Origin of the sequence: Bacteroides sp. K03 (assembly GCF_019734355.1) — a bacterium.
Classification (GTDB): domain Bacteria; phylum Bacteroidota; class Bacteroidia; order Bacteroidales; family Bacteroidaceae; genus Bacteroides; species Bacteroides nordii.
Window position 1 is genome coordinate 142,484 of sequence record NZ_JAASHC010000009.1, and the last position, 20,920, is coordinate 163,403.

General features: G+C 38.8%; 16 protein-coding genes and 1 pseudogene. 5 read left to right on the top strand and 12 right to left on the bottom strand.

What is annotated here, in order from left to right:
• Positions 1 to 9: 9 nt before the first annotated feature.
• From HCG69_RS09090 to tig, 5 genes are all read right to left on the bottom strand, one after another.
• Positions 10 to 2,937: a TonB-dependent receptor gene (locus HCG69_RS09090; protein ID WP_221649789.1), complete on the bottom strand. Its 2,928-nt coding sequence runs from the start codon at positions 2,935 to 2,937 to the stop codon at positions 10 to 12.
• A gap of 755 nt (positions 2,938 to 3,692) precedes the next feature.
• The gene (gene recQ, locus HCG69_RS09095) at positions 3,693 to 5,873 is read right to left on the bottom strand and encodes a DNA helicase RecQ (RefSeq protein WP_002562363.1); all 2,181 of its coding nucleotides are present in this window, start codon (positions 5,871 to 5,873) and stop codon (positions 3,693 to 3,695) included.
• Between the two features lie 166 nt (positions 5,874 to 6,039).
• Positions 6,040 to 7,287: an ATP-dependent Clp protease ATP-binding subunit ClpX gene (gene clpX, locus HCG69_RS09100; RefSeq protein ID WP_221649790.1), complete on the bottom strand. Its 1,248-nt coding sequence runs from the start codon at positions 7,285 to 7,287 to the stop codon at positions 6,040 to 6,042.
• A 2-nt stretch (positions 7,288 to 7,289) separates the two neighbouring features.
• A complete protein-coding gene (gene clpP, locus HCG69_RS09105; RefSeq protein ID WP_002562365.1) occupies positions 7,290 to 7,952 on the bottom strand; it encodes an ATP-dependent Clp endopeptidase proteolytic subunit ClpP in 663 nt (220 codons plus the stop codon).
• 138 nt (positions 7,953 to 8,090) lie between these two features.
• Positions 8,091 to 9,446, bottom strand: coding sequence for a trigger factor (gene tig / locus HCG69_RS09110; RefSeq protein ID WP_221649791.1), 1,356 nt, complete (start codon positions 9,444 to 9,446; stop codon positions 8,091 to 8,093).
• Positions 9,447 to 10,177: 731 nt separating this feature from the next.
• Here tig and HCG69_RS09115 point away from each other — a divergent pair.
• From HCG69_RS09115 to HCG69_RS09125, 3 genes and pseudogenes are all read left to right on the top strand, one after another.
• A pseudogene (locus HCG69_RS09115) lies at positions 10,178 to 11,897 on the top strand (SusC/RagA family protein); the annotation flags it as partial.
• 550 nt (positions 11,898 to 12,447) lie between these two features.
• The gene (locus HCG69_RS09120) at positions 12,448 to 12,693 is read left to right on the top strand and encodes an RNA-binding protein (protein WP_221649792.1); all 246 of its coding nucleotides are present in this window, start codon (positions 12,448 to 12,450) and stop codon (positions 12,691 to 12,693) included.
• A 74-nt stretch (positions 12,694 to 12,767) separates the two neighbouring features.
• Entirely contained in the window at positions 12,768 to 13,259 is a 492-nt protein-coding gene (locus HCG69_RS09125; protein ID WP_221649793.1) for a GNAT family N-acetyltransferase, read from the top strand.
• Here the strand turns inward: HCG69_RS09125 and lptB are convergent.
• Positions 13,256 to 14,020: an LPS export ABC transporter ATP-binding protein gene (gene lptB / locus HCG69_RS09130; protein WP_002562379.1), complete on the bottom strand. Its 765-nt coding sequence runs from the start codon at positions 14,018 to 14,020 to the stop codon at positions 13,256 to 13,258. The two genes, HCG69_RS09125 and lptB, sit on opposite strands and share 4 nt — an antisense overlap.
• 75 nt (positions 14,021 to 14,095) lie before the next feature.
• Between lptB and HCG69_RS09135 the strand changes: the two genes are divergently transcribed.
• Positions 14,096 to 14,839 (top strand): ABC transporter permease, encoded by a 744-nt coding sequence (locus HCG69_RS09135; RefSeq protein ID WP_002562380.1) that lies wholly within the window; start codon positions 14,096 to 14,098, stop codon positions 14,837 to 14,839.
• Positions 14,836 to 15,606 (top strand): ABC transporter ATP-binding protein, encoded by a 771-nt coding sequence (locus HCG69_RS09140; protein WP_221649794.1) that lies wholly within the window; start codon positions 14,836 to 14,838, stop codon positions 15,604 to 15,606. Before HCG69_RS09135 ends, HCG69_RS09140 begins: the two co-directional genes overlap by 4 nt.
• A 222-nt stretch (positions 15,607 to 15,828) precedes the next feature.
• Here HCG69_RS09140 and HCG69_RS09145 read toward each other — a convergent pair whose 3' ends face one another.
• From HCG69_RS09145 to HCG69_RS09170, 6 genes are all read right to left on the bottom strand, one after another.
• Complete coding sequence (locus HCG69_RS09145) at positions 15,829 to 16,476, bottom strand: response regulator transcription factor (RefSeq protein WP_221649795.1); 648 nt, start codon at positions 16,474 to 16,476, stop codon at positions 15,829 to 15,831.
• A gap of 83 nt (positions 16,477 to 16,559) precedes the next feature.
• The gene (der, locus tag HCG69_RS09150; RefSeq protein WP_221649796.1) at positions 16,560 to 17,873 is read right to left on the bottom strand and encodes a ribosome biogenesis GTPase Der; all 1,314 of its coding nucleotides are present in this window, start codon (positions 17,871 to 17,873) and stop codon (positions 16,560 to 16,562) included.
• A gap of 47 nt (positions 17,874 to 17,920) precedes the next feature.
• Entirely contained in the window at positions 17,921 to 18,802 is an 882-nt protein-coding gene (gene era, locus HCG69_RS09155; RefSeq protein WP_221649797.1) for a GTPase Era, read from the bottom strand.
• An 87-nt stretch (positions 18,803 to 18,889) separates the two neighbouring features.
• The gene (locus HCG69_RS09160; protein ID WP_002562386.1) at positions 18,890 to 19,894 is read right to left on the bottom strand and encodes a beta-ketoacyl-ACP synthase III; all 1,005 of its coding nucleotides are present in this window, start codon (positions 19,892 to 19,894) and stop codon (positions 18,890 to 18,892) included.
• A 104-nt stretch (positions 19,895 to 19,998) separates the two neighbouring features.
• Positions 19,999 to 20,184, bottom strand: a complete 186-nt coding sequence (gene rpmF / locus HCG69_RS09165; RefSeq protein WP_002562387.1) for a 50S ribosomal protein L32 — start codon at positions 20,182 to 20,184, stop codon at positions 19,999 to 20,001.
• Between the two features lie 13 nt (positions 20,185 to 20,197).
• Positions 20,198 to 20,779 (bottom strand): DUF177 domain-containing protein, encoded by a 582-nt coding sequence (locus HCG69_RS09170; protein WP_221649798.1) that lies wholly within the window; start codon positions 20,777 to 20,779, stop codon positions 20,198 to 20,200.
• Positions 20,780 to 20,920 lie beyond the last annotated feature (141 nt).

A 20,920-nucleotide genomic window follows, 5' to 3' on the forward strand; every position in this document is an offset into this window, starting at 1 on the left:
TTCTACTTATTAGAATGTAACTTCAATACCGAATGAGAACTGACGGGACAACGGGTAAGAAGCCCGGTACATATTCAAATTAGATTCCGGATCCAGCCCTGTGAACTTAGTGAAAGTCAACAAATTCTGTGCTTGCCCAAATACTTTAGCACGTTCTATTACTTTTGTCTTTTTCAATAACGATTGCGGGAAAGTATAACTAAGCGACAAAATTTTCAAACGCATGAACGAAGCATCTTCTACCAAATGGCTATCAAGCTGCGTCTGGACTCCATCACGGGGAATTTCTGTTATATCACCAGGTTTCTGCCAGCGATTTAATAATTTAGCAGATTGGTTATAAACAGCATATGTACCATTACTTTCATCAAAGAAGCGATCATTATTCATCATCCAACGGTCTGCTACCCAACTAAACAGGGCAGATAGCTGAATACCTTTATAAGAAAAGGTTGTACCAAAACCACCTTGCCAAGGAGCTACATAAGATTTACCCAATAGCACACGGTCTTCATTGCTAAAACGATTTGTCAGTTCTCCCTCTTTAGTGTACCATAAAGCATCGCCATTGGCTGGATTAACTCCGGCATAACGTACTGCATGAAATTCACCATAAGAATGTCCTACTTTCAAAAGTAACCCAGTCGTACTTATTTCATATTCATCCAAACCGTTATACAATTCTGTTATTTCATTATGATTATAAGAAGCATTTGCTGAGATATTCCATGTAAAGTCTTTCGTACGAATAATATCTGCATCCACATCAAACTCCACTCCTCTGTTAATCATTGCTCCGATATTATCCCATTTAGTACTGAAACCATTACCAAAAGTTATGGGAACTTCCATCAACATGTCGGTTGTCTTTTTATTATAGAACTCAACGTTCAGGTTCAAACGGTCAAAAATCCCGATCTTCACACCAACATTGGTAGTCATTAACTTTTCCCAGGTTAAGTCCTCATTTCCACGTGAATAAGGTGCAATACCTGTTTTACCGGAATACTGCGGCCCAGCCGCAAACAAGGCTGTATGATCATAATTAGGAATGGAAGAGTTCCCCGATGTTCCGATACTTGCAATCAATTGAAGATTGGTCAGCCAATCTATATCCTTTAAAAAGTCTTCTGATTTCAGATTCCACATTGCACCTACCGACCAGAAGTTGGCCCAACGTGCATCCTTACCGAACTTGGAAGAACCGTCTCTACGAACTGAAAAATCAGCATAATACTTATTACTATAGTTATATTCCGCACGCCCGAAGAAGGACAAATAAGTAGCTTCTGATACAATGTCGTCCCATGAAGTGGCAGAGGTGGCAGTAGCCATGGTCAACAGTTTGTCATTGGATTGTCCTCTTGTGGTTACATTGAATCCTTCAGACTGGTTAATAACCGCCTCTTGTCCAAGCAGCAGGCTAATATTGTGATCGTCCTTTATCGTAAATGTATAATTGGCAGTATTTGTCCATGTCAGGTTACTATAACGCTCAAATGATTTGGCTACCGTACCGGAACCATAATTAGGGACGTACGAAGGATTAGAGGTAGCAGTCAGACGATTGTCCGATGCATCGAGACCTCCGACAGTACGTAGTACCAATCCTTCAATGAGTCTCAACTCAGCAAACAGACTGGTCAATACCTTCATACGATTCCGTTTTACCGGATTATTATCCAGCCACTCCAAAGGATTCTGATTCGTACCATTCCAGGAACCGTCTCCTATAGATGTATAAGAGCCGTCTTCCTTATAAGGATTCCAATAAGGTAACATAAACTTAGAAGCCGAAACCGGAGTTACTACATTATAATCACCTTCATCTGCTTCCTTTATTTTTTCATATGACAAAGAAGTATTCGTGCCGATTTTCAACCATTCCACCGGGCGGACTTCCAAATTGGCACGAACCGAATAGCGTTCAAAATCAGATCCTACCGCAATACCTTCCTGACCGAAATAAGCTGCTGAAACAAAATAGTTGAACTTGTTACTTCCACCCGATGTACTCAATTCATAAGAATACATGGGGGCATTATTATTGTATATTACATCGCGCCAGTTTATATCAATGCGCTCTAATGCTTCACGGTCATACGTACCCGGCACGCGTAACCCAATCTGTTCCTCATAGTTAAGGCGTTCCGTTGTATTCATCTGGTCCCACTTGCCATAGGCCAGATCAGAAAAACCATATTGAGCACGAAGAATGATTTTTCCTTTTTCAGCCGTACGCCCCCTCTTTGTTGTAATTACAATCACACCATTGGCAGCACGAGCTCCGTAAATTGAAGTAGACGATGCATCCTTCAGTACTGTAAAACTTTCTATATCATTGGGATTGATAGACGAAAAATCATCAGCAGAGATAGCAACTCCATCCATTATAAAAAGAGGTGCAGTACCTGCATTAATTGAATTCGTTCCGCGAATCTGAAAACTGGCAGCAGCACTCGGTTCTCCTGTATTCTGTAAAACGGTTAATCCGGCAGACTTACCTTGTAGTGCCTGATCGAAGCTGGCTGTGGGTGTATTTTCGATCTTATCCCCTTTAACTACGGAAACCGAACCGGCTATTGTCCCTTTTTTCTTTACCCCGTAAGCTACTACTACAACTTCGTCCACCATTTGAGTGGCATTTTCCATTGTAACATTAATTGTTGAAGTACCTGTCACCTGCTTTTCTACCATTGTCATTCCTATATAAGAGAATTGCAAGGTTGCCGGAGACTTTGTTACATTCAGTCTGTAATTACCATCTATATCGGTAATTACACCATTCGTTGTACCTTTTTCCAGGACAGAAACACCTATCAAAGGCTGATTATCTTCAACCGAAATGATATGTCCGCTCACAACATACCCCTGTGCATAGAGCATTGAGATATGCAAAACTGAAAAAAGTACAAACAAAAGGATACTTTTTCTCATCTTCTGCGTTCTTTTTAATTAAACTTTATTCTATATACTATTTAGACTATTCATATGCGTACAAAGGCAGGGGATGCAATCAGATATGATAAAACAAATCCAGCCCTCTTTAAAAGAGGGTAACTATTTTCGCATAAACTTTAATACGATTAAAAGAGAGTATTCAAACAGGCCACTTTTTTATCTTGACCCAAATATTTTTTAAAGCATGTACAGGAAAAACAGCAATTAAGTAATCTTCATCCATGATAAACTTGTTTTGTCAGGTGTGATAACATTGATTATAATAAAAAAAATCTTTTCGTTAGGATATTTATAGTATGAGCAATTTCAATGTATACAGAAAAGAGCAAAAGTGAGAAAATCACTTTTGAATACATTATTATAACAGCTCAAGAGAAGATATTCAGACAGGGCACTTTTTTATCTTGACCCAAATATTCAGAGCGTGTGCAGTTAATACATTTATTAAATAGTCTCCATTCATGATAAACTTGTTTTGTCAGGTGTGAAACTTATACTTGTATTTTTTTATTTTATGCTACAAAGTTAAATATAATTCCGTAAAAACTCCTACTTTATTGTTAAAATTTCCCATTTCCATCCAAATGAAAGGGAAAAGTCGTGTTTTTATAACAATTCAGTATTACAACATTGCAAAAAGAAACCTTCATTTTCCTTCATAAGAAAAGTCCGGCTACCTCAACAGGTAACCGGACTTTTACTATTCTCCGCAAAAAATATTTTGCTGTTTTTTAATTAGCCATTTCCGAGATAAACTTGATACGCACCAGACGCACTTCCTCTTCGGTAAACTCATCTCCCAATTCATCCAGGGCATCATCTATTTTGTCTGTTGTTGATTCTTTGAAATAATCATAAATATCAAGCATGTGATCTTCATCCATTATCTCATCAAGAAAATAATCAATATTCAGTTTTGTGCCCGAATAAACAATTGCCTCTACTTCATCCAATAGTTCACCGAATTCAATTCCTTTAGACAAAGCAATATCATCCAATGCAACTTTACGGTCAATAGCCTGAATGATAGCAACCTTTAACTTAGATTTATTGGCAACAGTACGCACCCGTAAGTCCTCAGGACGTTCTATCTCATTCTCTTCACAATGACGCTTAATCAGTTTGCAGAACTCCTCACCATAACGTTTCGCTTTTCCAGCACCAACTCCCGGAATATTCTGAAGTTCATCAAGCGTTACCGGATAGATCGTTGCCATTGCTTCCAAAGAAGGATCCTGAAAAATAACATAAGGGGGAACTTCCAGCTTCTTAGAAAGTTTTTTCCGTAAGTCTTTAAGCATAGAGTAAAGTGCCGGATCTACAGCACAAGATCCACCACCTCTGGCCGGAGTTTCTTCTTCTACCTCTTCAAAATCATTATCTTCTGTAATTTTAAACGATTTAGGTTTCTTCAGAAACTTATGTCCTTCCTCTGTCACTTTCAACAGACCATAATTCTCAACGTCTTTACTTAGGTAACCGGCAATTAATGCCTGACGAATAACAGCGTTCCAGGTTTTATCTTCTTCGCCCATACCCGATCCGAATACTTCCAGATCTTCATGTAAATGTGCTTGTATTTCAGAAGTTTCTCTTCCTTGTAAAATATCTATTATATAGTCTGCCTTAAAGTTTTCTTTTACCGCTATGACCGCTTCAATCACAGCACACAATAATTCTTGAGCCTCCACTTGTTTTTTAGGGTTTAAACAGTTGTCACAATTTCCACAATTATCTTCCGTATACTCTTCGCCGAAGTAATGTAGTAAGGTCTTACGGCGACAAACGGAAGATTCGGCATATGCAGCAGTTTCCAGCAGAAGCTGCTTGCCTATTTCCTGTTCTGCCACAGGTTTGCCTTGCATAAACTTCTCCAGTTTCTGCAAGTCTTTATTGGTATAAAAGGTAATACACTTACCCTCACCGCCATCTCTACCGGCACGTCCTGTCTCCTGATAGTATCCCTCCAAACTCTTTGGTATATCATAATGCATTACATACCTGACATCCGGTTTATCGATGCCCATACCAAAAGCAATGGTTGCCACAATCACATCAATTTTTTCCATCAGGAAGTCATCCTGGTTTTGAGTTCTTGTAGCCGAATCCATACCTGCATGATAAGCTCGCGCATTAATACCATTCGCCTGAAGAATTTCAGCAAGTTCCTCCACTTTTTTCCGGCTCAGACAGTAAATAATACCTGACTTTTCCGGATTATTTCGGATAAACTTAATGATATCTCTATCTATATTTGTAGTCTTCGGACGTACTTCATAATATAAGTTCGGCCGATTAAACGACGATTTAAAGACTTGTGCGTCTACCATTCCCAGATTCTTCTGGATGTCGTGTTGCACTTTGGGTGTTGCAGTTGCTGTAAGCGCAATAAGTGGCGCTTTGCCTATCTCATTAATAATAGGACGTATTCTTCGATATTCCGGACGGAAATCATGTCCCCATTCCGAAATACAGTGAGCCTCATCTACTGCGTAAAACGAGATTTTTACTGACCGCAAAAATTCCACATTCTCTTCCTTTGTCAATGACTCAGGAGCCACATACAGCAACTTTGTCTTTCCGGCAAGAATATCAGACTTCACCTGATCTATCGCACCTTTATTTAATGAAGAATTAATAAAATGGGCTATACCATCCTCCTCACTGAAGTTACGCATTGCATCCACTTGATTCTTCATCAATGCAATCAATGGAGAAATAACAATTCCCGTACCCTCCATCAAAAGAGAAGGCAACTGATAGCATAAAGATTTGCCGCCACCGGTAGGCATCAACACAAAAGTATCGCCACCATTAAGCAAGTTCTGAATGATCGCTTCCTGATTTCCTTTGAATTTATCAAATCCGAAATACTGTTTCAGTTGGTCTGTCAAATTAATCTTCCCTGCCATCTTAAATAGGTTGTTTTATTCAGTTCATGGTTTAACTTTAAAAACTCTTTCTGTAAAAGAGCTCTAACAAAGTTATAAACAACTTCTTAAATATCAAGCATAATTCGACTAATATTTTTCAATAAAAAACAGAAACGAACCATCCGATACTTCTTACCTTTTGATTTTAAGCAGTTTGCAATCTTGCTATATTTGCTTTTTCCAGCTGCTGTTTCGCATAGTCCAATGTTACTTCGTACTCTTTTTCATTTTCCGAAGGGATTTCAAACATGACATCCATCATGATTGTCTCTACAATGGAACGCAATCCGCGTGCTCCGAGCTTATATTCAACTGCTTTATCTACGATGTACTCAAACACCTCATCCTGAAACGTCAGTTTGACTCCATCCATCTCAAATAACTTCACATATTGACGGATAATAGAGTTTTTCGGTTCGGTCAGTATCGCACGAAGTGCATCACGATCCAACGGATTCAGATAAGTAAGCACCGGCAAACGACCAATAATTTCGGGTATCAACCCGAATGATTTCAGGTCTTGCGGTGCAATATACTGCATCATATTGCTTTTATCAATCGTAGCTGTCTTACGTGAAGCGCTATAGCCTACTACATGCGTATTCAAGCGTTGTGCTATCTTCTTTTCAATACCATCGAAAGCGCCACCACAAATAAACAGAATATTTTTGGTGTTCACAGGAATCATTTTCTGATCCGGATGTTTACGGCCACCCTGAGGCGGTACATTCACAACAGACCCTTCCAATAGTTTGAGTAGCCCTTGTTGTACGCCTTCACCACTAACATCACGGGTAATAGAAGGATTATCACCTTTACGGGCAATCTTATCTATTTCATCTATAAATACAATTCCCTGTTCTGCCTCGGGTACATTATAATCGGCTACCTGGAGCAGACGAGTGAGAATACTCTCGATGTCTTCTCCTACATAACCAGCCTCAGTAAGCACTGTAGCATCTACAATAGTAAACGGCACATGTAACAGCTTCGCAATTGTACGTGCCAATAAAGTTTTTCCGGTTCCGGTACTTCCCACCATAATAATGTTCGACTTTTCAATCTCCACATCATCTCCTGTATCTTTCTGCAAAAGACGTTTATAGTGGTTATACACTGACACAGACAGGAATCGTTTCGCATCATCCTGTCCGATAATATACTGATCCAGAAACTTTTTAATTTCTACCGGTTTAGGCAGTTCTTTCAGATTCAGTGTTGTAGTTCCTGCGCCCTTTTTGTCAGCCCCCAACGCTTCCTGAGTTATCTCATAAGCCTGGGTAGCACAACTATCGCAAATATAGCCGTTCATTCCTGTTATCAGGAAGCCGACTTCATTCTCCGTACGGCCGCAAAAACTACATCTCTTTTTATTATTTTTTGATTCAGCCATTTTTATTTTTTAATCAACACTTCGTCTACCATACCATACTCCTTGGCTTCTTCTGCTGTCATCCAGTAATCACGGTCAGAATCCGCCCATACCTTTTCAAAGTCTGTATGAGAATGGTCTGCAATAATAGTATAGAGTTCTTTCTTTAACTTCATTATTTCGCGGGCAGTGATTTCGATGTCCGAAGCCTGTCCTTGCGCCCCCCCCATCGGCTGGTGAATCATTACGCGTGAATGCTTTAAAGCGGAGCGTTTGCCCTCTGTGCCCGCTACCAGCAGAACAGCAGCCATAGAAGCAGCCATACCTGTACAGATAGTAGCCACATCACTGGAAATGAATTGCATTGTATCATAGATGCCCAATCCGGCATACACAGATCCTCCCGGAGAGTTAATATAGATAGAGATGTCTTTACCTGGATCCACTGAATCCAGATATAATAACTGAGCCTGTAAAGTATTGGCTGTATAATCATCTATCTGGGTACCAAGAAAGATAATGCGGTCCATCATCAGACGCGAGAACACATCAAGTTGTGTTACATTGAGTTGTCTTTCTTCAAGAATATAGGGATTCAAATACCCAGCCTGTGATTTAATCACATCATCCAGTGCCAAGCTGTTCATTCCTAAATGCTTGGTTGCGTATTTTCTAAAATCATCCATTTTTATGTTCCTTTCTTATTTTTAATATGTAACTGCAAAGAAACAAAAAAGAACACAGAGACACAAAAAAACACAGAGTTATAATTTTATAAAAACTCTGTGTTTCTGTGACTTTATGTTCTTTCCTGTAAAAGGATATTATTCGAACATCTTGTTAAATTCTTCCATCGGAACAGTCTTGTTGTTCAGTGTCACCTTAGCTTTCAGCGCTGTAGCCAATTTAGCTTCAACCACGCGACCTACAAGGCCATCAACATTTTCTTTTTTCTTAAGCATTTCCTGAGCGTAGTTTTCAAGAATATCCTCGGGCACTGTCATCATACCATACTGAGCAAACTGTCCTTTGGTAGCATCTTTAGCCATCTTGATTACATCTTCCTGCTCAACTTTAATTTCGTTGTCTTTCACCAATTGTTCTTTAATCAGGTGCCAAGTCAGTTCCTCAATGCTCTTGTCATAGTTTTCAGCTACGAATTCTTCGCCTTTCTCTTTGTTGTTCAGCAACATTACACGTTTCAGTAATGCATCCGGGAATTCAAGTTTACCCACCTTTTCCATCAACATCTTACGAGCGTCAATCAGGAATTTATAGTCACTGTCGGCTACAAGCTGCTCAGCAATGCTTTCCTTAATTTTAGCACGGAATTCTTCTTCAGTCTTCACAACACCTTCGCCAAATACCTGGTCAAAGATTTCCTGATTCAATTCACCTGACACAAAACGAGTAATTTCTTCCACCTGGAAACTGAAATCAGATTTCACTTCAGCAGCAGCCTCTTTTTCAATCTTCAGTAACGATGCGATTTCAGCAGCATGTCCGTCATATGCAGTATTCGGATTGAACACCAATACATCATTTACTTTTGCATTGGCAAAGATAGCTTTCTGCTCATCGTTCTTCATATAAGAAGGCATCAATACTGCACCTTCTACCTGGATGCCACCTTCTTTAGTATTACCGTTTTCATCCAGTTCTGCAATCAGACCTTTCAGCATATCGTTATCTTCGTAAGCAGCAACCTGTTCGTATTTACCATTACGCTGTGTATAAGCTTTCACCTGGTTGTCTACCATTGCATCAGTTACTTCGATTGTATAGTAGTCTACCTTATCACTGCTACTTACTTCTGCCTTAAATTCAGGTGCCAAAGCAATATCAAATACAAATTCAAAATCTTCCATTGTATCGAAATCAATCACCTGCTGCTTTTCTTCGTTAGGCATTGGTTCGCCCAGCATATTTATATTATTACTCTTAATATAATCATATACTTTTTCTGAAAGAAGTTTATTTACTTCCTCAGCAACCACTGATTTACCATACATTTTCTTCACCAGGCTCATCGGTACCATCCCTTTACGGAATCCCGGAATCTGAGCTTTTTGACGGAATGTCTTCAAAGATTTATCTACTTTTTCCTGACAATCAGCTTTTTCCAGCTTTACTGTAAGCAATGCGCTTACTTTGTCAATGTTTTGAAATGAAACGTTCATTCTGACAATTATTTATTTGATTTATACTTTATTCTATATTCAAATGAGGGTGCAAAATTAGTGCTAATCTTTCAATTATCAAAAAAACGCAGAAGAATTATTTATATAACTAACGCATTGAAGATTTTTTAATATGAATCAATAAATGAGTTTAACTCATCACAGAACCACACAAAGTTCTACTAAGTATTAGTATTCAATAAAACAGAGATTAAAAAACTGTTTTTCTTTATCTTACACATCTTTTTATTTTCGAGAGTCTGAGTTAACATGCATTTCAACCAAGCATCGCTTGCCATACTTCCCATAAATATTTCTACCAAAATTGATAAAAAACCACCGAAAGTATTACCATTCTTAAATATAAAAATAACATTCACCCCTAAACCCGCATCTGTAATTATTTATAAAATAAAAACACAAAGAAAAGAAGAAAAAAGCAAGATTGTATTATTAAGAAAATACAAGACATAAACAAGCGCTAACAAAACACTGAATATCAATATATTAAATACACATATTTTTTCTCTACGAGAAACGCGTCGAAACTCTACGAAGATCGAACCGATTCTCTACGACAAACGAGGCGTTTCTCGGTGAGAAACCGACAAGTTATTCATAAAGGATGACAAGGAACATAAATCTCAAAAAATACTTTCATCACGACTTGTAATAAAAAACAACCAATATTGATAATGAAATTATATTCTTATTACTATAGTATAACAAGCTATACCCGTAATTATGTTCCTTTTCAATATTTTCCATGAACTGGAGAATAATTACATGGATATCAACGCATCCGACCTGAAGTACTCATCAACATCGCAGGAACATATTATCACTGACTTTTCCAATTAGGCAATGGCCTACAGGACCATGCCCACTTCCAGCATCAGAGACCAAACCCCTCATTTATACCGTGATCCGGACAATCCACATGCACCGCCTATCAGCATACTCCCGGAAGGTGGTATTTACAAGAGAAACATATCGTGAACTTATTTGGCGGTATGGAATCAAACTATATTGACCGGCAAAGAAAGTGGATACGCGGATGGGGGCTTCAGTACTCAATGGGTGAAGTACCGTTCTATGCTTATCAGGTATTTAAAAAAGGTGCCGAAGAAGGCACTGATTACTATTCAATCGCAAAGGGAAGGGTGCGTAACATTGCCTTCTTCGCCAATGCGACCTATTCTTATAAAGGAATATATACCCTCAATGGTACGATTCGTTACGAAGGTTCCAATACGCTGGGAAAGACACGCTCGTCCCGTTGGTTACCAACATGGAATATATCGGGGGCATGGAATATCCATGAGGAAGAATTTTTCAAAGACTGGGAACCGGCTCTATCTCATTTATCGCTTAAAGCATCTTATAGCTTGACAACAGACCGTGGTCCCGAAAGTGTAACAAACTCCACAGCCATCTTATCCGCTTATAAGCCCTGGAGACCAACAGCCTCTACAGGTGAAATGGGATTGCAGGTAGTGAATCTTGGAAACTCTGATCTGACTTACGAAAAAAAACATGAACTGAACATAGGAGTTGATGTAGGATTGCTGGACAATCGTATCAGTGTTGCAGTAGACTGGTATCAGCGTAACAACTATGACCTCATAGGACCGGTAAGTACTCAGGGAGCCGGAGGCGAGATTTTGAAAATGGGTAATATCGCCGAGCTGAAATCCAATGGTGTAGAGTTCACTCTATCAACAAGAAACATCCAGACTAAAGATTTTAGCTGGACTACCGACTTCATCTATTCTCATACCCATAACGAGATTACCAAACTAAAATCAAACAAGACACTGATGGGGCTGGTATCCGGATATGGTTTACTATCCGGTACGTTCTATCTTCTCTATTCCATTTCAGGGATTAAACAAAGATGGTATACCTACCTTCCTCAATCAGGACGGACAGATTACAACAACAGATATCAACTTTCAGGAAAGTAAAAAACTTGATTTCCTGAAATATTCGGGAGCTGCTGCCCCAACAGATCTGGGTAGTTTCGGGAATACATTCGGCTATAAAGGGTTTAAACTAAACTTATTCATCACCTATTCATTCGGCAACGTGGTGTGTCTGGACAATGTTTTCAGTTCCAGTTATTCCGACCTCACCGCTACTCCAAAAGAATTCAAAAACCGCTGGATGGTGCCGGGAGACGAAAAGTTTACTAATATACCCGTAATAGCCAGTACGCGCCAAAACAGACTGGATCCTTATTTAAGCCGGGCCTACAATGCCTACAACTATTCTGATATGCGCATTGCTGACGGCGGATTTATCCGAATGAAAGAAATAGGCTTGTCTTATGATTTCCCAAAAGCATTGATAGCCAACTGGAAACTGAACAGCCTGTCATTGAAACTACAATGTACGAACCTCTTTTTGATATATGCCGATAAGAAACTGAACGGGCAAGAAGATCCGTATGCCTTGTGGAACCGATCATATAAATCAATCTCCGCAGCCAATCAGGTACTGGAAGCCATAGGAAAGATGGGAACTTCTGCCGGATTATACATTGTAAAAATCACAAAAGACCAGGTATCCTATGCAACAAAAGTTGTAATCGAATGATATTCTCTCTCTCTTTATCTAACAAAAAAGAGAAACCACCTAAAGATATCTGTATAAAAACAGGTCTTTAGGTGGTTTTATAAACTATCCGGAACTAATTTTCAGCAAATCCTTGTTATCGGAAAAAGCCCCTCTAAAATACACCAATTTATACTACAAAACGAACAAAAGCACAGTATATCATCACATTAACAGCAAAAAAACACAAGAAAAATAATTGTATTTTCATTTTTTATGTTTTTCTTTGTTACGGAATGATGATGTATTAGTTTCTCGATTTCTATTACAAGGCTTTACTTCGTTTGAAAAACGCATTTGTAAACTCTCTGTCGTTTTAATCTTTTTATTATCAATCATCTTCCTGAGAGTTTTATTTCATTATTTATTTTTTATCATTTTCACTATGAACATTTATGTTGGAAACCTTAACTACCGCGTTAAGGAAGCAGATTTGCAACAAGTCATGGAAGACTACGGAACAGTATCTTCAGTAAAAGTTATTATGGATCGCGAAACCGGCAGATCAAAAGGTTTTGCTTTTATTGAAATGGAAGACGATGCTGCTGCTTCAAAAGCTATCACCGAATTGAATGGCGCAGAATACCATGGCCGTACAATGGTGGTTAAAGAGGCAAGACCCAAATTCTAACAAAAGAAAAAAAGAAATGGCCTTCCGATATACTTAATTTTGTCGGAAGGTTCTTTTTTGTTATATTTGTCTATATGAAATATCCACAAGACATGGTGATAGAGGAAATCACTGAGAATAAAGAAGCTTTCATCGAATTACTGCTAATAGCAGATCCTTCAGTAGACATGATAAATAAATATCTCAGCAAGGGGCATTTATTTACTATGCAGGTAAAAAAAGAGATTGTATGCGCAGCCGTAGTTGTATCAGATGGCTCCACTGCAGAAATTAAAAATCTGGTTACGCATCCCGATCATTTAAGAAAAGGATATGCCAGCCGTATGATTTCATTTATTTTCAATTATTTCAAAGAAATTCCTGAAATCATTGTTGGTACAGGAAGTACCGGTATCCCTGAACGGGAATTCTACCAATTGGCATTCTACCGGAAATGCGGTTTTGTTGATTCACACATTATCAGAAACTTCTTCGTTGACAACTATCCCGAACCTATATTCGAAGACAACGGCGAACAATGTATAGATATGATTTATTTGAAGTACCTCCCGAATGAGAAAGATTAATCTTTCTCTAACTGGAAGTCTTTACGACGAAGCACGAAACTGTTACTCAGATATTTTTCACGAACAATCTTATTCGCTGCAAGTTCCTCCGGAGTTCCCTGAAAAAGGATCTTTCCTTCAAACAGAAGATAGGCACGATCCGTAATACTTAACGTCTCCTGCACATTATGGTCAGTAATAAGAATACCGATGTTCTTGTCTTTTAGTTTCCAGACAATTTGCTGAATGTCTTCTACTGCAATAGGGTCAACTCCGGCAAAAGGTTCATCAAGCATAATAAATTTGGGGTCAATAGCCAGACAACGAGCTATTTCCGTACGACGGCGCTCTCCTCCCGAAAGTTGGTTACCTTTATTCTTACGCACTTTCTGCAAACGAAACTCAGCAATCAGACTTTCCAGCTTTTCTTTCTGATATTCTTTCGGTTTGTTTGTCATTTCAAGCACAGAAGCAATGTTATCTTCCACACTCATCTGACGAAATACGGAAGCCTCCTGTGCCAAATAACCGATACCAGTTTGCGCACGCTTATACACCGGATATTTTGTTATTTCAAGATCATCGAGGAAGATACGGCCCTCATTAGGAGTAATCAGGCCCACGGTCATATAGAATGAGGTAGTCTTACCAGCACCGTTCGGTCCCAGCAAACCTACGATTTCACCTTGCTTCACATTAATGGAAACATGGCTAACCACAGTTCTCTTACCGTACTTTTTTACCAGGTCCTCCGTACGAAGCACCATCTTGCTTTCTTCCATATCTTTGTTATTTTGCGGCAAATGTAGCAAAAATAAGCCGAAAAAACGTACATTTGCAGACAAATATACGAAGTTATGATCAAAGCATTAAGAACGGTTGGAAGATATATGGTGCTGATGGGGCGCACTTTCTCACGGCCTGAACGTATGAGAATGTTCTTCCGTCAATATCTCAATGAAATAGAACAGCTGGGTGTGAACTCTATCGGAATCGTACTGCTGATTTCATTTTTCATAGGAGCGGTTATCACCATACAAATCAAGCTGAATATCGAAAGCCCCTGGATGCCTCGTTGGACGGTGGGCTACGTAACCCGCGAAATCATGTTACTGGAATTCTCCTCCTCCATCATGTGTTTGATACTGGCAGGTAAAGTGGGCTCTAATATTGCCTCAGAATTGGGAACAATGCGTGTAACACAACAAATAGATGCTCTCGAAATAATGGGAGTTAACTCTGCTAACTACCTGATACTTCCTAAAATAGCCGCAATGGTAACAACCATTCCGATTCTGGTAACGTTTAGTATTTTTGCTGGTATTATCGGTGCCTTTGCCACCTGTTGGTTTGGGGGCATTATGACGGCTACCAATTTAGAGTATGGTCTGCAATATATGTTCGTAGAATGGTTTGTGTGGTGCGGTATCATAAAATCACTATTCTTTGCATTTATCATTGCCAGTGTATCTTCTTTCTTCGGCTATACAGTAGAGGGTGGTTCGATAGCCGTAGGAAAAGCATCTACAGACTCTGTGGTTTCCAGTAGTGTACTAATCTTATTTGCCGACCTGATATTAACTAAACTTTTAATGGGATGATTGAAGTAAAAAAGCTCTATAAGTCATTCGAGGACAAAACGGTACTGAAAGATATCAATGCCACCTTCGAAAATGGAAAGACCAATCTGATTATTGGTCAGAGTGGTTCGGGAAAGACTGTATTGATGAAATGCATCGTTGGTTTGCTTGTCCCGGAAAAAGGAGAGTTACTATACGACCATCGTAACTTTCTAACCATGGGAAAGAAGGAAAAAAAGATGCTCCGACGGGAAATGGGAATGATATTCCAGAGTGCTGCCTTATTTGACTCCATGTCCGTGTTGGACAATGTGATGTTCCCGTTGAATATGTTTAGCAATGATACGGTACGGGACCGTGCCAAGCGTGCAATGTTTTGCCTGGACCGTGTAAATCTGACAGAAGCTAAAGATAAATATCCGGGAGAAATCAGTGGAGGTATGCAAAAACGTGTAGCTATTGCACGGGCTATTGCATTAAATCCCCAGTATCTATTTTGTGATGAACCCAATTCTGGTCTTGACCCCAAAACCTCATTGGTAATTGACGATCTTATACATGACATTACCCGCGAATATAACATGACTACTATTATCAATACACATGATATGAACTCCGTTATGGGTATTGGGGAAAAAATTATTTATATCTATGAAGGTACAAAAGAGTGGGAAGGTACAAAAGATGACATTTTTACATCGACCAATAAACGTTTGAACGACTTTATCTTTGCTTCCGACTTGCTTCGTAAAGTGAAAGATGTAGAAATACAAAACATAGAAGGTTAAATAGCACAATGCATAGTATAGAAAAAGGGCGCACTCACTTCAGAATGCGCCCTTCTTAATTGTAAAAACCAGTTAATAGAATTGACATATATCATCACGACATATTGACTGTCCCTTTTCTTTATAAAACTCTAAAAGAGAGTATTTCAATTACCGCTTCAAAGATAGTCGAAAATTCACACAGAAACATCACCGAAAACCGTGACAAAAGAAAAAATCTGTTTACAAAACATTAATCCATCCTTGTGCCATTGCCTTTACTACCATATCAATAGCATTCTTTGCATTAAACTTCTGAATCAGCCTCCTACGAAATGTTTCAACTGTATTCTCCGTAATCTGCAATCGCCCTGCAATCTCATGTGTACAGAGTCCCTCAGCCACCGCCTGTAATACTTCTATTTCACGTTTAGTAGGCACATCTTTAGGATGTATTTGTGAAGATGTATGTCCCAGTTTCTTACGTATCCCCTCAAACCGTGGACAAGTATAAGCTTCGCCTCGTAGTACACTCTTCACTGCATTTTCTATTTCAATTGAATCTGAAGCCTTTAGAATTACAGAATTTACCCCTTGCCGTACAAGCCTGTTAATATACCATATTTCTTCATGCATCGTATTTACAATAATACGCGCATCCTCATTGAGCTCACGAATCATATCTATCAATTCAAATCCAGATACATCGGGAAGCCCAACATCCAAAATATAAATATCATAATCACGCTCGGCTATTAATCCAACGGCTTCCTCACCAGTTGTTACAGCGTCTGCTACTACAACTTCCGGAAGCCGTTTAAGAATATGACATATCCCTTCCAGGATTAATGCATGATCATCAACCAGCAAAATCTCCGCTTTCTCTACCATACTATTTTATTGTCTGTTGCTATTTTTGACAAATATAAATATTATCATTAGAAAAATGAAGATCTTGCATTATTTATTTCATATTATTTCTGACGAATATAAATATTTACAGGAGTTCCAGTCAGATTCCACTTCTCACGCATTTTGTTCTCAAGGAATCGCTTATATGGTTCTTTAATATATTGCGGCAAATTAGCAAAAAACACAAAAGAGGGTACTTGTGTATTAGGCAATTGAGTAATATACTTAATCTTTATATATTTCCCTTTTATTGCGGGAGGCGGATAAGCTTCTATCAATGGAAGTAATTCTTCATTCAAACGCGCAGTAGGTATCTTTATAGTCCTGTTTTCATAAACAGCGCGTGCTTCTTCAAGTACTTTTAAAATACGCTGTTTGGTCAATGCTGAAGCAAATATAATAGGAAAATCCACAAAAGGTGCAAAACGAGAACGAATCGCTTCTTCAAAAGTTTTCATTACTTTCGCTGTTTTGTCCTCTACCAAATCCCACTTATTCACAACTACTACAAGTCCTTTCTGATTCTTCTGGATTAAAGAAAATATATTCAGATCCTGACTTTCTATACCACGGGTTGCATCAACCATAAGAATACATACATCCGCGTTTTCTATGGAACGGATAGAACGAACAACCGAGTAATATTCCAAATCTTCATTGACCTTATTTTTCTTACGAATACCCGCTGTATCAACAAGATAAAAGTCGAAACCGAACTTATTATAACGGGTATAGATTGAGTCACGAGTCGTACCGGCTATTTCAGTAACAATATTACGCTCTTCACCAATAAAAGCGTTAACAATAGATGACTTTCCTGCATTCGGACGGCCTACTACAGCAAAACGAGGAATATCGTCATCCAGAATCTCAGCTGACTCCTTCTTAAATTTACTAACAATAAGATCCATCAGATCCCCTGTACCACTACCGGTCATAGCCGAAATACAGTAAGGATCACCTAGTCCCAGACGATAAAATTCAGGAGCATTATACTGTAAGTCATGATTGTCCGTTTTATTAGCCACCATAATTACCGGACTTTTCGCACGACGCAAAATCGCTGCTACTTGCATATCCAGATCAGTAACACCATTCATCACATCCACCACAAACAGTATTACATCAGCTTCGTCAACTGCCATCAATACCTGTTTACGAATTTCTTCTTCAAATATATCATCCGAGTTGACAACCCAACCGCCGGTATCAACTACTGAGAACTCACGTCCCAGCCATTCCGACTTGCCATATTGTCTGTCACGGGTTGTACCCGCTTCATCATTCACGATTGCCTGACGAGTCTTTGTCAAGCGATTAAATAAAGTTGACTTTCCCACATTGGGACGTCCAACAATTGCAACTAAATTTCCCATAGTTCACGTGTTGTTTTTGCGACTATCACAGTCGTATGAATATTTTCTTAATCCAGCTGATAACCAAAGTTACGCAATTCCTTGTCCGAACTACGCCAATCTTTATCCACCTTTACATACGTCTCCAGGAAGACAGTTTTCCCAAAGAAACGTTCCAGATCCCGTCGAGCTTCAGTAGCCACTTTCTTCAAAGCTTTTCCCTGCTTTCCGATAATAATCCCTTTTTGAGAGTCTCGCTCCACATAGATTATCGCACGGATATGTATCATCTTCGCCTCTTCCTTAAACTCTTCCACGACAACCTCTACTGCATAAGGTATCTCCTTGTCATAATACAGAAGAATCTTCTCACGAATAATCTCGTTTACAAAAAAGCGAGCCGGCTTATCAGTCCATTGATCTTTTTCAAAATAAGGCGGAGAATCCGGCAGCAATTCCTTTATTCGCTTCATCACATAATCCACATTGAATTTTGATGTTGCCGAAATAGGAATAATCTCTGCTTGCGGAAGTAAATTAGTCCAGTCTTCTACAAGTTTAACAAGCTTCTCCTGATCTGTTAAATCTATTTTATTAATAAGTAGCAACACCGGAACTGTCATCTGACGCACCTTCTCAACAAACTCATTATTTTTATCAGGAGTCTCTATCACGTCTGTCACATAAAGCAATATATCTGCATCCGTCAATGCTGAAGTAGAAAAATTCAGCATAGACTCCTGCAATTTATAGTTTGGTTTCAGAACTCCCGGAGTATCGGAAAAAACTATTTGCATATCATCCGTATTATAGATCCCCATAATACGATGACGAGTGGTTTGTGCCTTAAAGGTAGCAATAGAAACACGCTCGCCCACTAACACATTCATCAACGTCGACTTTCCGACATTCGGATTACCTACTATATTTACAAAACCTGCTTTATGCATCGCCTTTCATTTATTGATTTAGACAAAAAAACGCATCGAATCGAAATAAGATGCGTTTTATGTGTTATATTTTAGTAACATTTGTTACTATTCCTTCTTTCCATCATAACCCCACTTCACATAAACAGCTCCCCAGGTAAAACCTGCACCGAATGCAGTAAAGATTAAGTTGTCACCTTTCTTCAGTTTATCTTCATAATCCCAGATACAAAGAGGCAAAGTACCAGCACTGGTATTACCATATCTATCTATATTGATTAAAACCTTTTCAATCGGAAGCTCCAAACGATGAGCCACTGCGTCAATGATACGCATATTAGCCTGATGAGGAATAACCCAATTAATATTGTCTTTGTTCAGACCATTCCGCTCAGCAATAGCAGCACAACTATCAGACATGTTTGAAACAGCATATTTAAATACAGTTCTACCTTCCTGATAGATATAATGCATATGGTTGTCTACAGTAAAATAAGAAGGGGGGCAAACAGAACCACCAGCCTTCATATGGAGAAACGGCAAACCTTTACCATCTGTTCTCAACAGAGAATCCATAACACCAAGCTCTTCAGTAGTTGGTTCCATCATAAAAGCAGCTGCACCGTCTCCAAAGATAGGACATGTAGCACGTTCCGTGTAGTCCACCATCGATGACATTTTATCAGCTCCCACAAGAATCACCTTCTTATATCTTCCCGAACGGATATAATTTGCTGCAGTTTCTATTGCAAACAAAAAACCACTACAAGCAGCTTGTAAATCAAAAGCAAATGCATTTTTTAATCCGAGTTTATCACAAAGAATAGAAGCAGTGGAAGGAAAGTGATAGTCAGCTGTAGTAGTAGCAACAATAACCAAATCAATGTCATCAGGATTAGCACCAGTCTTCTGCATTAACTGTCTGCAGGCTTTACGAGCCATATAAGAGGTACCTAATCCTTCTTCATTCAGGATTCGTCTTTCTCTTACTCCAATACGAGTCATAATCCACTCGTCGTTTGTATCTACCATCTTTGATATCTCGTCATTAGTCAAGACATAATCAGGTACATATCCGCCGACTCCTGTAATTACTGCGTTTATTTTTTCCATCAATTCAAATTTAATTTAGCAATACTTATAATACTTAAAGCAGCCCGAGAGCAAGCTCCCTGGCTGTTTATTTAAGTATAAGTCTATTCAGACTGTACCAGAATTTATACAGCTGCTTCTTTTTCGATAGCGAGTTTACCTCTGTAATAGCCGCAGGCGCCACATACAGTGTGATAAACGTGCCATTCTCCACAATTTGGGCAAATAGCCAATGTAGGAGCTACTGCCTTATCGTGAGTTCTTCTCTTTGCAGTTCTTGTTTTTGATTGTCTTCTCTTAGGATGTGCCATTTTTCTTTAAACTTTAATTATTATCTAATATTTTTTTTAATTCATTCCATCGAGGATCTATTTGCTCCTCTGTCTCTTCTTCCACAACAATATCATTTCCTCCGACAGATTCATATGAATCTTCGTTGTCATCATCAGCATTGGTTCTTAAATGTTTACTTAACTTACTTGTTACCGCTTTATTACATTTTCCGGGAGCATGTACATGCTTCATCGGAATAGATAAAGCTATAAATTCATACATAAACCATGCTACATTGATCTCTCCTTCTTCTTCAGGAATCACAATAAGGTTATCACCTTCTTCTGCATATTCATGACCAAATTTCACCATCAACTTATCAGAAGAACTAACAGGCTGTTCCATTTCATCCAGACAACGGTCACACGGCACCCATACCATACCATCGGTCTGAAAACTCAGTTCAAAAGCACGAGATGTTCTCTTTACAGTTAATTCCACATTAACCTTACCTTTCTGAACCTCAGGGCCATCAATGTGAGTGAAATAAAGATTATCCAGTACAAACTCATACTTAACAGAGTCTGACTGCATTCCTTTCAAATCAATTTTGTATTTATCAAACTTTCCCAAAGCTTTACTTTTTTAATCGTTGCAAAGGTACAAAAAAAGCCTAAATATTCTGTTCTTCACCAGTTATTTTCCGATTTAGGACAATTAGATGGACAGAATTCGGGCGACAAAGATACAAATAATAATCCTCATAACACACAA

What these genes read in the sequence shown, in the direction of transcription:
- HCG69_RS09090 (WP_221649789.1), bottom strand. Translation starts at nt 2,937, where the DNA reads ATGAGAAAAAGTATCCTTTTGTTTGTACTTTTTTCAGTTTTGCATATC.
- recQ (WP_002562363.1), bottom strand. Translation starts at nt 5,873, where the DNA reads ATGGCAGGGAAGATTAATTTGACAGACCAACTGAAACAGTATTTCGGA.
- clpX (WP_221649790.1), bottom strand. Translation starts at nt 7,287, where the DNA reads ATGGCTGAATCAAAAAATAATAAAAAGAGATGTAGTTTTTGCGGCCGT.
- clpP (WP_002562365.1), bottom strand. Translation starts at nt 7,952, where the DNA reads ATGGATGATTTTAGAAAATACGCAACCAAGCATTTAGGAATGAACAGC.
- tig (WP_221649791.1), bottom strand. Translation starts at nt 9,446, where the DNA reads ATGAACGTTTCATTTCAAAACATTGACAAAGTAAGCGCATTGCTTACA.
- HCG69_RS09120 (WP_221649792.1), top strand. Translation starts at nt 12,448, where the DNA reads ATGAACATTTATGTTGGAAACCTTAACTACCGCGTTAAGGAAGCAGAT.
- HCG69_RS09125 (WP_221649793.1), top strand. Translation starts at nt 12,768, where the DNA reads ATGAAATATCCACAAGACATGGTGATAGAGGAAATCACTGAGAATAAA.
- lptB (WP_002562379.1), bottom strand. Translation starts at nt 14,020, where the DNA reads ATGGAAGAAAGCAAGATGGTGCTTCGTACGGAGGACCTGGTAAAAAAG.
- HCG69_RS09135 (WP_002562380.1), top strand. Translation starts at nt 14,096, where the DNA reads ATGATCAAAGCATTAAGAACGGTTGGAAGATATATGGTGCTGATGGGG.
- HCG69_RS09140 (WP_221649794.1), top strand. Translation starts at nt 14,836, where the DNA reads ATGATTGAAGTAAAAAAGCTCTATAAGTCATTCGAGGACAAAACGGTA.
- HCG69_RS09145 (WP_221649795.1), bottom strand. Translation starts at nt 16,476, where the DNA reads ATGGTAGAGAAAGCGGAGATTTTGCTGGTTGATGATCATGCATTAATC.
- der (WP_221649796.1), bottom strand. Translation starts at nt 17,873, where the DNA reads ATGGGAAATTTAGTTGCAATTGTTGGACGTCCCAATGTGGGAAAGTCA.
- era (WP_221649797.1), bottom strand. Translation starts at nt 18,802, where the DNA reads ATGCATAAAGCAGGTTTTGTAAATATAGTAGGTAATCCGAATGTCGGA.
- HCG69_RS09160 (WP_002562386.1), bottom strand. Translation starts at nt 19,894, where the DNA reads ATGGAAAAAATAAACGCAGTAATTACAGGAGTCGGCGGATATGTACCT.
- rpmF (WP_002562387.1), bottom strand. Translation starts at nt 20,184, where the DNA reads ATGGCACATCCTAAGAGAAGACAATCAAAAACAAGAACTGCAAAGAGA.